Genomic DNA, 12,739 nt, shown 5'->3' on the forward strand with positions numbered 1-12,739 from the left:
TCCGTCCCGCCCGATCACCCCCGCCCGGTGGCAGGACCGAACCAGCGGGTCAGCGCCTCCTCCAGGCCCGCGTCGGTACCGTCCCCGACCCAGGCGACGTGCCCGTCGGGTCGGACCAGGACGGCGGCAGGGGGCTCGACGACACCGACGACCGGCAGCTCCCAGAGCCCGTCGTAGGAGGCGTCGACCAGCTGGACGCGGTCGCCCCACGGTCCCACCGCGATGCTGCCCGGCTCGCCCAGGTCCAGCAGCGCCGGGCGGCCACCGTGCAGGAGCGTGGACACCCGCAGCGGACCGGCCGCGGTTCCCACGTCGAGATCGGGCATGCGGCGGCCCACCAGCGGGTGTCCGCCGTCGGCCTCGTGGCGGACGTCCAGGCCGAGGTGCAGGGCGGCCAGCCTCTGCCGGGCCCCGTCCACGGACAGCAGGTCGGCCACGACGTCGGCGAGCGCGCTCACGCGGGCGTCGGTCCGCTGCGTCGCCGACATCGCCATCGTGTGCTTCAGGACGCGGGCCGTGGCCGGGTGGCGCTCGGCCTGGTAGGTGTCCAGGAGGCTGTCCGGTGCGACGCCGTCGACCACCAGAGCGAGCTTCCACCCCAGGTTCACCGCGTCCTCGACGCCGAGGCCGACCCCCTGCCCGCCGGTGGGGCCGTGCACGTGGGCGGCGTCGCCGGCCAGCAGCACCCGCCCGGCGCGGTAGGCGGCCGCCTGCCGGGTGGCGTCGCTGAACCGCGAGATCCACCTGGGGTCGCGCACGCCGAAGTCGGTGCCGTACACCGCGACCAGCGCCCTGCCGAGGTCGGCCAGGGTGGGTTCGGTCGCCGGACCGACTTGCTGCTCCGTGACGAGCACCTGCGTCGTCCGACCGTCGTCCAGGGGGGTGAGTCCGTGGATCCCCGTCTCGTCGACGCGGACGCCCTTCGGCGTCTCCTCGGTGACCTCCACCTCGGCGATCAGGGTGGTCCTGGTCGCCTCCCACCCGGGGAACCCGATGCCGGCGGCCTTGCGGATGGTGCTGCGTCCGCCGTCGGCCGCCACCAGGTACCGCGCGCGCATCGGGGCGCCGTCGGCCAGGTGCAGGTCGACCCCGTCGGCGTCCTGCGCGAACCCGACGACCTCTCGGCCCCGGTGGACCGGCACGCCCAGCTCGCCGATCCAGCCGGCCAGGATCTCCTCGATGCGGCTCTGGACCAGCGCCAGCGTGTACGGGTGCCGGGTCGGGACGTCGCTGACGTCCATCGACGCGTTGGCGAAGGACGCCGCCGGAACGACCTTCCCGGCGGCGAGGAAGCGGTCGGCGATGCCTCGCTGGTCGAGGATCTCGATGGTGCGCGAGTGGAAACCGCGGGCGCGCATGCCCACGAGGCCCGGCGTGGAGCGCCGCTCCACGACCTGCACGTCGACCCCGGCCAGCGCCAGCTCTCCCGCCAGCACCATCCCCGTGGGACCCGCACCGGCAACGAGCACGTCGACCATCAGCACCACCCTCACGCAGGCCCTCGTCGGGCAGGACCGGGGGAGTGTGAGGGACGGGGAGGGCCTTGCCGCAAGACCCCCCGTCCGCTGTACGTTCGGAGTGACGGCCCCGGTGATCCTCGCTCCCGAGCGACCTCAGCAGCCGCCGCTGCCGCCACCCCATGCGCCGCCGCCACCCCAGGCGCTGCCGGCTGCAGTCGACGTCGACGGCGGGGCGAGTCGGGTGTCGTACTGGGCGGGGTCGACGTAGCCGGCGCCGCGCCGGCGGCGGTCCGGCTCGGGCAGCCGGGCCCACACCACCAGGGCGAGCAGCAGCACGACCGCGACGACGACGCCGATGACGCTCATGGCTGCTCCTCCTGCCGGGGAAGGGCAGTGTGCAGCGTCGCTGACCTCGGCGCCTAGACCATCCTCTGCCCATGGACGCCGATCCGACGTGCCCCCGGGCTCTGCTCCAGCGCGACGCGAGGGCACTGATCGGCCTGCTCGCCGTCGTGGAGGGTCATGCGATGGCCGGCACGTTCGACCCCCTCAACCACCGGGTGCGGTACTCGCTGGGCGAGCGCGATGACCCGCCGCAGTCGGTGCCGGTGCCGTAGGTGCTGGCAGCGCCGCGACCTCGCCGTAGGTCTACGTCGTTATCACGGCGTTGTGGTTGCCAGCACTGGCGGTGGCCATCGCCTCCACCATCACGCCGACGGTCATGGTCCTGAGACGGTCCGGCACTCGCCGCGTGCCGTTCTCCTTCGGCTCGGGCACAGCCCGAGCGCCCTGGTGGGCCACCCTCCTCTCGTTCCTGGGCACACCCGTGTACTTCCTGAGCGCTCGCGGCCTCGGCGGCAGCGCCGGCTTCTGGTCCTGCTTCATCGCGGCGGTCGGGATCACCGTGGTGATCCAGGCAGGCCTGGTGCTTCGGCACAACCGATGTGCGAGGTCCCCCTGAGCGGCTCATTCGAGGACAGCCACGTCCTCACAGGGTGCGTCCATGACCATCACCGGTCGCTGTTCCCGAGTCCTCACGGACGAACGCTGATGATCGTCTTCCCCCTGCGTCGCTCGGTCGGGTTGAAGGCGGCGACGGCATCGTCGAGGGTCGCGACGTTGCCGATGTTCGTCCGTAGTCGTCCGTCCCGCACCCGCTGCACGACCTCACGCAGTTGTGCTCGATCGGACTCGACGACGAAGTCGACCGCCAGACCGTCGGCGGGCCGCGCTTCGGCCGGTCCGACGACCGACACCAGCGTTCCGCCGCCTCGAATCAGACCCACGGACCGCTGCTGGATGTCGCCGCCAATGACGTCGAAGACCAGGTCGACTCCGTGGACGTCTTCCAGCGCGTCGTTGTCGAGGTCGACGAACTCCTGCGCGCCGAAGTCCAGCGCCACTCGACGGTCGGCAGCGCGTCCGGTGCCGATGACGTGCGCACCAAGCTCACGCGCGAGCTGCGTCACCATCGCTCCGACTGCGCCGGCCGCGCCGTGCACGAGCACGCTCTGCCCTGCCTGGAGGCGGCCGTGCTCGAACAGTCCCTGCCACGCGGTCAGCCCCGAGATCGGCAGGCTCGCGCCCACCGTGAAGTCGACGTCGCCCGGCAGCGGCGCGAGGTTGCGTGCCTCGACGGCCACGTACTCCGCCAGGGTGCCGTCGCGGTGCCAGTCCGTGAGGCCGAACACCCGCTGTCCCACCGACAGCCCCGTCGTGCCATAGCCGAGGGCGGCGACCACTCCGGCCAGCTCGTGCCCAGGGATCGACGGTGTTCGGTCACGGCCGCGGCGATCGGTCCAGGTCGAGGGCCACGCCAACTCGGTCGGGACGAATCCCGACGCATGGACCTCGACGACGACGTCGTTGATCGCCGCCGGCGGCTCCGGCCGCTCGACCAGAGTCATCCCGGCCGTGCCCGCCGCCTGGTCCGTCACGACGATCGCCTTCATCAGGCACCTCCCCTACGTCCAGTCCTCTCTGCTGCACCATGAGGCCTGCCCGGCCTTCGCGACCGTCGTCAGCGTGGCGAGGCGCGCCTCAACACCTCTGCCCCGGTGTTTCGTGCGGTCGATCGGCGTAGCGAGACAACCACTGGCCGGACCAGGCCGCAGCGGGGCGGGCAGTCGCTCGACACCGGATCGTGGGCGACCACGTCGTCACCGGACGTCGGCCGGCTGTGCCACAGAGGCCGGCGAGGGACCGGCCGGGTGCCCTCGCGTGCGCAGGCGCACCGCTCCTGGAGCCGCTCGTGGCCGAACCGTGGGACGGGGATGGCCGTTGGGTAGTCGCCACGCGCGCGGGTCGGCCCGGGACGCAGCAGTTCCTCTCCGCTCAGTCGATCGGCCGTACCGTCCCGCTCGTCCGAGGCCCGGGCGGGTTCGCCTGGGCACGAGTGCGTCACCGGGAGGTCCGCGTGAGCATCGTGGTGCGTTTTCCGGTAGTCGGCTTGACGCGTCAGCAGTACGACGAGGTGAGCCTCCGCCTGGAGAAGGCCGGGATGTGGCCTCCGGACGGCATGCAGCTGCACGTGCTGTTCGGGACTGACGGGGACCTGAAGGTGAGCGAGATCTGGGACTCCCCTGAGCAGCTCACAGCATTCGGCCAGCAGCTCCTGCCGGTGCTCAACGAGGTCGGAGTCCAAGCCGCCGGCGAACCGGAAGTCTTCGAGGTCCACAACCTGGAACAGCCGCGGACGACGGCGTAGTCGTCCTGGTGGCGCGCCGAGCGGCCCGCCATGGGACACGCTTCTGACCAAGCCGGTCGACCGCGGTCTGTACGTCGGGCGACCGTCCGGACCGGCGGGCGGGGCGACGTCACGCAGGGGCGCTGAGCGGCGGGTGCTCGAGCACGCGGGGCTTGTACTCGACCAGCTGGATGCGGCCGTCGAAGGTGCGGTGCTCGATCATCTCGAGGGCGACGTCCGGATAGCCGTCGTAGATGCGTTCTGCGCCCGTGGCCCCGGTGATCACCGGGAACATCACGACTCGGAAGCGGTCGACGAGTCCGGCTCGTAGCAGGGACCGGCACAGGCTGAGGCTGCCGATCGTGCTGAGGAGCCCCGAGCCATTCGCTTTCATGGCGCGGACCGCCTCGACGGCGTCGTCGCGGACGAGCGTGGAGTTGGCCCACGTCAGTGGCTCCTCGAGTGAGGAGGAGAACACCACCTTGGACGCTTGTGTGAGCTCGTCGACGGACGCCTCTTCTTCGGGCCTGAACTCGTCTTGGCCATCCGGCAGCTCGCCGGCGGCGAAGCCCGACATCAGGCGGTAGGTGTTCGCTCCCATCAGGTAGGTGACCTCGGGCTGCTCGCCGAGCCATGCGAGGTACTCCGGGCCCTCGAGGCCCCAGAACCCGGGCCAGCCCTCTCCCGATGCGTAGCCGTCGAGGGAGGTGATGAAGTCGACGAGAAGCTCCGACATGGCGGCGTCCTTTCCTCGGGTGTCACGAGCGTGGACCGGCCAGGAACCACGAACTCATCGACCGCGCTGTGGGGGAACGAGGAAACGCATGACGCTGCGACGCCCCGAGTCCTTGAGCCGGCCTCCGAGCTGGCAGAGCAGAAAGCTGTGTGCCCTCGATCTGGCCCGGTGCTAGACACAGCGGGCATGGCACGCGCGTCGGAGGAGCGACTGGCGGGCGGCAACTTCAGTGTCGTGCACCGCTCGGGCGGGGAGGTCCTTCGCGGGAGGCATCCCTGGAGCGTCACGACGATCGGATTGTTGCTGCACCTGAACGAGGCAGGGTTCGCGGCATCACCCTGTCCTGTCGGGAACGGCTTTGCAGCGGACGGTCGTGAACGGCTGGCCTTCATGGACGCTCAGCCCCAAGGCGGTCGGCCATGGTCGGCTGAAGGCATCTACGAGTTGGGGCAGCTCCACCGCCGATTGCATGAACTCGCGTCCACCTTTCGCCCCGACCATCCGACATGGTCGAGCGGTTGGCCCCGAGGGCTGCCGTTGCATGACACGGACGTGGTGATAGGGCATGGCGACCCGGGGCCGTGGAATGTCCTTGCCCGAGACGACCGGTCCATGCTCATGCCCGAACACGCCGACTAGGAGGGCGTGCAGCTGCCGTGCCGGCTGCCGATCCAACAGCCGCGGCAAGGTGTCCCACGGTGAGCAGTCAGGGCACGCGGGGGCCGGAGGACGGGCCCTAGAAGGGTGGTGGGTCGTCGTCCGGGCCGGGCGCCGGTGGCTGGGGTGGGGGTTGGGCCAGCACGCGGGGTCCGGTGAGGGGTAGTGCGGGCCGGTCGGTGCCCGGTGGCCGGCTGGTGCGGGTCACGGCGCTGGGGGTGGTGACGGTCAGCACGCCGTCGGGGGTCAGGGCGTAGGTCCAGCCGCGGGCGAAGGTCTTGAGCCGGTGATGGCGCCGGCACAGGCAGCACAGGTTCTCGCAGGCGGTGCGTCCGCCGCAGCCGTGCGGGGTGACGTGGTCCAGATCCGCCCAGCCGGCCTTGTTGGCACAACCCGGGTGGCGGCAGGTGCGGTCGCGGGCCTGCAGCCAGCGGCGCTGGGCCGCGGTGGGCGCGTAGCCGTCGATGGGTGCGGGCCGGCCCAGCAGCGGGCACGCGCAGTCGCCGGTGGGGTGGGTGGGGCAGCCGCGGCGGGCCAGCCGTTCGATCTCGGCGCGGGTGGTGGTGGCCAGCAGCCCGCCGGCGGCGTCGGTGAGCGCCACGGTCAGCGTGCCGCCGGCCGGCGCCTGCAGCCCACCGGGGCAGACCGCGTCCAACTGGGCGAGCAGTGCCCGCAGGTGAGCGGCGGTGATCGGCTGCCCGTCGACCTCACCGGTCGGCGCCGCCACCGCCCCCGGCCGCGCCCACGCCGCCGGCACCGGACCGCCGTCGGCGAGGAAGCGGGCGGGGGTGAGCGCGTCGAGGGGGGCGGTGACGGTCAGCTGCGCGGTCACCGGCTCCCGCCCGGCCTCCCAGGGCCGCAGCACCAGATCGGCCAGCGCACCCACCCGCAGCATCCCCAGCGGCCGCTCCTCGCCGGCGGTCTTCGCCGCCCGCGCCAGGCCGTCGACCACGCCGCGGCAGGCGGTGGCCAGCTCGTGCGGCATCTTGGCCACCAGCTCCGACATGCCATCCCCGACCGGGCGCACCACCACGTTCACCCCCCGCTCGGCATCGCGGCGGCGCCGGTCGGCGGCCGCCGCGGCATCGCGGGCGGCCAGCTCGGCGGCCACCACCGCCTTGAGCCGGCGGATCGACAACTCCCCGGCCCGGGGCAGCACCGCCGCCTCCACGGCCGCCAGGATCGCCGGATCGGTGGCCCGCGCCTTCCAGCCCAACTCCGCGGCGATCGCCCGGGCCCGCGGCCAGTCCAGCCGCCCCTCGGCCAGCGCCGCCCGCGTCCCCGGCAACGTTCCGGTCAGCGCCGCCGCCTGGTCGATCAGGCCGCTGGCCGCGGCGCGGGAGGTGTTGAGCACCAACGCCAACTCGTCGGCGAAGAACTCACTGACCCCCGCCGGCTGCCCCGGCCCCCGCTGGGCGTCCGCGGCGGCACCGGGCTGCCCGGGCCGCCGGTCGTGCGTGTCGGGCCGGTCGGCGGCCAGCCCGGCGATCAGATCGAGCTTGTACGCGGCCAGCATGCCCTCCAGCTGCTGCAGCCGCTGCAACTCAGCGGCCTTCTCCTCCGGACTGCGGGCGTGCACCGGCAACGCGTCGGACAGCTGCACCGGCACCGGGTCCACCGGCACGCCGGCCGGCAGCTCGAGTGGGGCCACCGTCAGCCCCACCCCGAACCCGCTGCCACCGAACACGCCCTCAACCTAGGCCGGGGGTACGACAATTCCGGCCTCTCACCAGCGAAGACATCGCAGCACGACCCCGCCTCCGCGCGGTCGACCGGCTGCGGGATCCAAGCCAGGCCTCGCCCACACCGACGTCCTCCGCACCTCGCGACCCGGGACCTTCGACCCTGCCCGCGCCCGGCCCGGCCGCCCCTAACCTGTGCCGACGGCGGGCCCGACCGCCGGACCGGTGCCGTCGCACGGCGGCGGACGGAGGGTGGGTGGGTGCTGGTGAGCGCGAACGGGCAGAGCCCCCGGATCCGGGTCTTCCTCCTCGACGACCACGAGGTGGTCCGGCGCGGCGTGGCCGACGTGCTGGAGAGCGACCCGGGGATCACCGTCGTCGGCGAGGCGAAGAACGCCGCCGAGGCCCTCGCCCGCGTCCCCGCGCTGCGCCCGGACGTCGCCGTCCTCGACGTCCGGCTCCCGGACGGGGACGGCGTCACCGTCTGCCGTGAACTGCGGTCGCGGATGCCCGAGCTCAAGGTCGTCATGCTGACCAGCTACAGCGACGACGAGGCGCTGTTCGAGGCGATCATGGCCGGGGCCTCGGGCTACCTGCTCAAGCAGATCCTCGGGCAGGACCTGGTGAGCGGCGTCCGGGCCGTGGCCGCCGGCGGCTCGCTGCTGGACCCGACGGCCACCACCGCCGTGCTGGAGCGCCTGCGCCGCGCCGCCGAGCCGGTCGGCCCGCTGGCGAAGCTCAGCGAGCAGGAGCGCACCGTGCTCGACCTCATCGGCGAGGGGCTGACCAACCGGCAGATCGGGGAGCGCATGTTCCTGGCCGAGAAGACGGTCAAGAACTACGTCTCCCACCTGCTGGCCAAGCTGGGCCTGGAGCGGCGCACGCAGGCCGCCGTCCTCGCCACCGAGCTGCGCGGCTCCACCCCGCCGGCCTCCCGCCAGGCCTGACCGGCCCCAGCGCCGGCCCTCACGCCGGCCCCAGCGCCGACCCCGGCACCGGCCTCAGCGGGTCGGCGCCCACCAGCGCACCCGGGTGCCGCCGTCGGGCAGCGACCCCACGCTGAACCCGCCCCCGCGGGCCCGGGCGCGGGCCTCGAGGTTGCGCAGCCCGCTGCGCGCGGCGTGCGGCTCGATGCCCCGGCCGTCGTCGACGACCTCGAGCACGACCTCGTCGCCCACGTCGACGGTGACCGTCACGTGCCCGGCGCCGGAGTGCCGCGCGGCGTTGCTCACCGCCTCCCGGGCGACCGCCTCGACGTCGGCGGCGAGCTGGCCGGTGACCAGGCTGTCGACCGCGCCGGACATCCGCACGATCGGGCGCAGGTCCCGGCCGGCGGTCTCGGTGACGATGTCGAGGACCCGGCGGCGCAGGCTCGTGGACGGGTCGGCGTCGGTGGCGTGCAGGTCGAAGATCGTCGTCCGGATGTCGCGGACGGTCTCGTCGAGCTGGTGGACCACCTGCCCGATGCGTCGCTGCGCCTCCGGGTCGGGGACCCGCGGCAGCACCGACTGCAGGGTCAGCCCGGCGGCGAACACCCGCTGGATGACGTGGTCGTGCAGGTCCTGGGCGATGCGGTCGCGGTCGGCGTAGACGTCCAGCCGGCGGGCCAGCCGCTGCCGGGCGGCCATGTCCAGTGCCGCGGCGATCTGGTCGGCGAAGGAGGCCAGCAGCGGCGGCAGGTCCGCCGGGAAGGGGGGCGCCCCGGGACGGCGGACGGCGAGGACGACGACGTCCTGCGCGCTGGCCCCGGGCAGCCGCACGCCGATGCACGGCCCCCCGGCCGGCCCGAGCACCCGCCCCGGCGGCCCCGGCTCCGTCGCGTCCAGCGTGACCACCGACTCCGCGGCCAGGACCGCCGCCAGCACCGGGTGGTCGCAGGCGGACACCCGGGCGTCGACGCCGTCCGTACCGCCCTCACCGGCCCGCGCCCGGACGACGTGGCAGCCGTCCGAGGCATCCGGCCCCGTCAGCAGCCACGCCGTGTCGGCCCCGGTCAGCTCGGCCACCCGCGCGGCGATCAGCGTCAGGGCGTCGTCGGGGGTGGAGGCGCTGAGCAGGCAGGCACGGACGTCGGACACCGCGGTCGTCCACCGCCGGCGGGCCTCGCCCTCCTCGTACAGGCGGGCGTTGTCGATCGCGATGCCGGCGGCGCCGGCCAGCGCGGTGAGCACCGCCTCGTCCTCGGCGGTGAACACCCCCTGCCGCTTCTCGGTCATGTACAGGTTGCCGAACGCCTCGCCCCGGACCAGCACGGGCACGCCCAGGAAGGACCGCATCGCCGGGTGGTGCGAGGGGAACCCGACCGACGCCGGGTGTCGCCGGAGGTCCGGGATCCGCAGCGGCCGCGGATCGGTGATGAGCTGGCCCAGCACGCCCTTGCCCTCGGGCAGGGCGCCCATCCGGGCGGCCAGCTCGTCGTCGATGCCCACGGTGATGAACGCGGCCAGCCCTCCGTCGGGCGCCAGCACGCCCAGCGCGCCGTAGCGGGCGTCGACGAGGTCGGCGGCCACGTCGACCAGCCGGTGCAGCGTGGTCTCCAGGTCCAGCCCGGTGGAGACGCTGAGGAAGGCGTCGAGCAGGTGCTGCACCCGGGCCTGGCTGCGCGCGACGGCGGTCAGCCGGTCCTGCACCTCCTGCAGCAGTTCGGTCAGGCGCATGCCGGCCAGCGGGGACTCCGTGGCCTCTGGGTGCCTCCCCGGCTCGGACGGCGCAGGCGACATGTGCGACCCCCTCTTCGCACAACCGAGACTTCCACGTCCGGAATGCGAAGGGAACCGGATTCCTGCGGATCGCGCCGATCAGGCGGGGTAGGGGACGGCGGAGGGGGAGACCCGCCCAGCCGGCAGGGGGACGGCGCGCCAGCCGCGCACCAGGTCCATCGCGACGGTGACGTAGCGCCGGTCCGGCCACGGCCCCGGACCGGCCCAGGGCAACCCGTCGAGGGCGGCGACCTCCGCCGGGTCGGTGACCGCCCGGGAGGGGCCCACCACGGTGACCGCCCAGCCGGTCCGGCTGTGCTCGTCGAGGCAGTCCGCCTCGAACGCGACGACCGCGCCCCGGGTCCCCAGCAGCAGCGGGCTGCCGTCCCGGGCGGAGATCACCACGCGGCCGTCGTACACGTGGAAGGGGACCGGCTGGATGGTCGGCAGCGCGTCGAGGCTGAACGCCAGCCGGCCGATCCGGACGGTGCCGATGAGGGCGCGGCACTCCTGCTCGGCCAGCACCTCGACGACGCGGTCCTGGTCCGTGGTCGGCACGGGGGTCCTCTCGCAGCCGTGGGCGGCACACCCGGGGTTGGGGGGCCGCACCTGGTCGACGGCTCGGCCTCACTGTCCGCGGAGGCCGACGGCGGTGCGCAGGGACGGAGGTCCTGAGACCGACGGTCGACCGTCCTGCACGACCGTCGCACGGGACCGACCGGGACGCGACCCGGCCGGTGCGGGCAGGCGGCGGGCGGGCGGCACCCGGGCACCGCTCACCGGGCGTCGTCCGCCAGGGGGACGACGGCGACCGGACAGGTGGCGCGGTGCAGCACGCCGTGCGTGGTCGAGCCCAGCCGCGCCAGACGGCGGCGCCGGTGGCCGACGACCAGCAGCTCGGCGGTGAGCCCGGCGGCCACCAGGGCGCGGGCGGTGCGGTCGCGCACGACGACCTCGCGCACCGCGACGTCGGGGAACTTGTCCGGCCAGCCGCCCAGGGCCTCGGCGAGCAGCCGCTGCTCGTCGGCGAGCACGCCGGCCCAGTCGATGAGCGGGGCGACCGACTGGAGGGCGGTGTCGAGGTCGACGTCTTGCCAGGCGTGCACCGCCACGAGGTCGGTGCCGCGCGCGGCGGCCTCGGCGAAGGCGAACGCCAGCACGTCCTCGTCACCGGCCCGGCGCTCCACGCCGACGACCACCGACCGCCGGCCGCGGACGACGGCCGCGGTCTCGTCGGGGACGACCACCACCGGGCACGGGGCGTCCAGGGCCAGCGCGTTCGCGGTGGACCCGACCAGCAGGCCGGCGACCCCGCCGACGCCCCGGCTGCCGACGACGACGAGGGCGGCTCCCGCCCCGGCCTCCCGCAGCGCCTCGGCCGGCCCCCTGTCGGCCACCGACCAGGAGACCCGGCCGGCGCCCAGCACCTCCTCCGCCTGCGCGGCCGCGGACTGCAGCACCGCCTCGGCGCTGCTCTGCAGCAGGCCGGGGAGGTCGACGTCCCGCACGGGGCGTGCGGCGATGCCGCCCCGCGGCCAGGCCACCGCGGAGACGAGGAGCAATGGCGCCCCCCGCAGCCGCGCCTCCTCCCGGGCGAAGTCCGCCGCCCGGGCGGCAGCGGCGGAGCCGTCGATGCCGACGACGACCGGTCGGGTCCCTGAGTGGGTCACGGCTCCTCCTCGCTGGCGCGGACTCCGCCCGACGCTAGGGCGGGCCGGGGGAGGCCCCCAGGGTCACGCGGCGCAGGGCCCGGGGACCTCCGTCCCTGCGGGTGCCCGCCGCAGGTCCCCCAGCGGTGCCCGCCGCAGGTCCCCCAGCGGTGCCCGCCGCAGGTCTCTCAGCGCACCGCCGCCGTCCGGCCGGCCTGCCGCTGCGACGGGACCAGCGGCCGGGGCACCGGGACGACCAGGACCGGGCAGGCGGCCGCGCCGGCCAGTGCCACGGCCAGGGTGGCCGGCGAGTTCGGCGCGCGCCCCACCACCAGCAGGTCGGCCGTCCGGGACGCCATCAGCAGGGCGTCCGCGGGGTCGCCGTGCCGCACCTCCACCGTGACCGGGACGCCGGGGTGGCCCTCCCGGCGCGGGGCGACGTACTGCTCGACGAGGTCCCGCTCGGCGGCGTCCACCGCGGCCCGGTGGCGGTCCTCGACCCCGCCGGGCACCTCCCGGCGGCGGGTCCAGGTGTGCAGCACGTGCAGGCCGGTGCTGCGCAGGGTGGCGGCGGTCACCGCGGCGTCCAGCAGGTCGGCGGTGCCCGGCCCGCCCTCCACCCCGACCACGACCCCGGAGCCGGCCGCCGGCCGCGGGCGGTCGACGAGCACCGGGCAGGCCGCGCGCCGCAGCAGCGCCCCCGTCCCCGGGTCGAGCCGGCCCGCCGTCCCCCGGACCACGACCAGCTCCGCCTGCCGGGACTCGTCGGCCAGCACCAGGTCGGGCGGCCCGTCGCGGACGACGACGGTGACCGAGCCGGCGGGCAGCGCCTCGACCGCCGCGGCGCGGGCCCGCTCCAGCTCGGGCCCGGCGGGGACGGCCGTCCGCGACGGGACGGCCTGCACGATGCGCACCGGCAGCAACCGCCGGGCGGCCTCCGTCGCCGCGGTCCGGGCGGCTGCGGTGGTGGCGTCGGACCCGTCGACTCCGACGACGACGGGGCGGAACCGGCGGGCGGACGAGGACATGGGGAGCTCCCTCGGTCTGCGGGTGCGCCTCTCAGCATCGACCGGAGCGGGGTCGGAAGGCCCGGGCCGGGCGTCCCGGGCACCACCGACCAACGTCCCTCCCTGCCGGCGCCGGCCGCCGACACGATCCGACGGGACGCCG

At 74.8% G+C, this 12,739-nt stretch carries 13 protein-coding genes; 3 read left to right on the plus strand and 10 right to left on the minus strand.

The annotated features are described in order from the left end of the window. Nucleotides 1–14: 14 nt before the first annotated feature. Nucleotides 15–1,493: an FAD-dependent monooxygenase gene (locus tag ACI789_RS21355; protein ID WP_457011425.1), complete on the minus strand. Its 1,479-nt coding sequence runs from the start codon at nt 1,491–1,493 to the stop codon at nt 15–17. A gap of 120 nt (nt 1,494–1,613) precedes the next feature. Continuing rightward, nucleotides 1,614–1,826 carry a hypothetical protein gene (locus ACI789_RS21360; RefSeq protein ID WP_457011426.1) on the minus strand — a complete coding sequence of 71 codons (213 nt, stop codon included), beginning with the start codon at nt 1,824–1,826 and terminating at the stop codon, nt 1,614–1,616. Between the two features lie 71 nt (nt 1,827–1,897). Between ACI789_RS21360 and ACI789_RS21365 the strand changes: the two genes are divergently transcribed. After that, on the plus strand, nt 1,898–2,077 hold the full coding sequence (locus ACI789_RS21365; RefSeq protein WP_457011428.1) for a hypothetical protein: 180 nt from the start codon (nt 1,898–1,900) through the stop codon (nt 2,075–2,077). A 31-nt stretch (nt 2,078–2,108) separates the two neighbouring features. Here ACI789_RS21365 and ACI789_RS21370 read toward each other — a convergent pair whose 3' ends face one another. Together ACI789_RS21370 and ACI789_RS21375 are read right to left on the minus strand one after the other, a co-directional pair. Continuing rightward, nucleotides 2,109–2,363, minus strand: coding sequence for a hypothetical protein (locus ACI789_RS21370; RefSeq protein WP_457011429.1), 255 nt, complete (start codon nt 2,361–2,363; stop codon nt 2,109–2,111). Between the two features lie 131 nt (nt 2,364–2,494). Next, complete coding sequence (locus tag ACI789_RS21375; RefSeq protein WP_457011430.1) at nt 2,495–3,412, minus strand: NADP-dependent oxidoreductase; 918 nt, start codon at nt 3,410–3,412, stop codon at nt 2,495–2,497. Between the two features lie 464 nt (nt 3,413–3,876). Here ACI789_RS21375 and ACI789_RS21380 point away from each other — a divergent pair, with 464 nt between their 5' ends. Then, a complete protein-coding gene (locus ACI789_RS21380) occupies nt 3,877–4,167 on the plus strand; it encodes a hypothetical protein (protein WP_457011431.1) in 291 nt (96 codons plus the stop codon). A 109-nt stretch (nt 4,168–4,276) separates the two neighbouring features. Here ACI789_RS21380 and ACI789_RS21385 read toward each other — a convergent pair whose 3' ends face one another. Together ACI789_RS21385 and ACI789_RS21390 are read right to left on the minus strand one after the other, a co-directional pair. After that, complete coding sequence (locus tag ACI789_RS21385; RefSeq protein ID WP_457011433.1) at nt 4,277–4,882, minus strand: dihydrofolate reductase family protein; 606 nt, start codon at nt 4,880–4,882, stop codon at nt 4,277–4,279. Between the two features lie 736 nt (nt 4,883–5,618). Continuing rightward, nucleotides 5,619–7,226: a DUF222 domain-containing protein gene (locus tag ACI789_RS21390; RefSeq protein WP_457011434.1), complete on the minus strand. Its 1,608-nt coding sequence runs from the start codon at nt 7,224–7,226 to the stop codon at nt 5,619–5,621. A 255-nt stretch (nt 7,227–7,481) separates the two neighbouring features. Between ACI789_RS21390 and ACI789_RS21395 the strand changes: the two genes are divergently transcribed. Then, on the plus strand, nt 7,482–8,168 hold the full coding sequence (locus ACI789_RS21395) for a response regulator (RefSeq protein WP_457011435.1): 687 nt from the start codon (nt 7,482–7,484) through the stop codon (nt 8,166–8,168). Nucleotides 8,169–8,222: 54 nt separating this feature from the next. Here ACI789_RS21395 and ACI789_RS21400 read toward each other — a convergent pair whose 3' ends face one another. The 4 genes from ACI789_RS21400 to ACI789_RS21415 all read right to left on the minus strand — a co-directional run bounded on the left by ACI789_RS21400 (nt 8,223) and on the right by ACI789_RS21415 (nt 12,597). Further along, on the minus strand, nt 8,223–9,878 hold the full coding sequence (locus tag ACI789_RS21400) for a GAF domain-containing protein (RefSeq protein ID WP_457011436.1): 1,656 nt from the start codon (nt 9,876–9,878) through the stop codon (nt 8,223–8,225). Between the two features lie 141 nt (nt 9,879–10,019). Beyond that, nucleotides 10,020–10,478 carry a pyridoxamine 5'-phosphate oxidase family protein gene (locus ACI789_RS21405; protein ID WP_457011437.1) on the minus strand — a complete coding sequence of 153 codons (459 nt, stop codon included), beginning with the start codon at nt 10,476–10,478 and terminating at the stop codon, nt 10,020–10,022. Between the two features lie 218 nt (nt 10,479–10,696). Beyond that, on the minus strand, nt 10,697–11,590 hold the full coding sequence (locus ACI789_RS21410; protein WP_457011438.1) for a universal stress protein: 894 nt from the start codon (nt 11,588–11,590) through the stop codon (nt 10,697–10,699). Nucleotides 11,591–11,757: 167 nt separating this feature from the next. Next, entirely contained in the window at nt 11,758–12,597 is an 840-nt protein-coding gene (locus ACI789_RS21415; protein ID WP_457011439.1) for a universal stress protein, read from the minus strand. Nucleotides 12,598–12,739 lie beyond the last annotated feature (142 nt).

It is taken from the genome of Geodermatophilus sp. SYSU D00965, assembly GCF_054050075.1.

Bases quoted from the DNA above. Each gene is read 5' to 3' on its own strand.
- ACI789_RS21360 (WP_457011426.1), bottom strand. From the start codon at position 1,826: ATGAGCGTCATCGGCGTCGTCGTCGCGGTCGTGCTGCTGCTCGCCCTG.
- ACI789_RS21365 (WP_457011428.1), top strand. From the start codon at position 1,898: ATGGACGCCGATCCGACGTGCCCCCGGGCTCTGCTCCAGCGCGACGCG.
- ACI789_RS21375 (WP_457011430.1), bottom strand. From the start codon at position 3,412: ATGAAGGCGATCGTCGTGACGGACCAGGCGGCGGGCACGGCCGGGATG.
- ACI789_RS21385 (WP_457011433.1), bottom strand. From the start codon at position 4,882: ATGTCGGAGCTTCTCGTCGACTTCATCACCTCCCTCGACGGCTACGCA.
- ACI789_RS21400 (WP_457011436.1), bottom strand. From the start codon at position 9,878: ATGCGCCTGACCGAACTGCTGCAGGAGGTGCAGGACCGGCTGACCGCC.
- ACI789_RS21415 (WP_457011439.1), bottom strand. From the start codon at position 12,597: ATGTCCTCGTCCGCCCGCCGGTTCCGCCCCGTCGTCGTCGGAGTCGAC.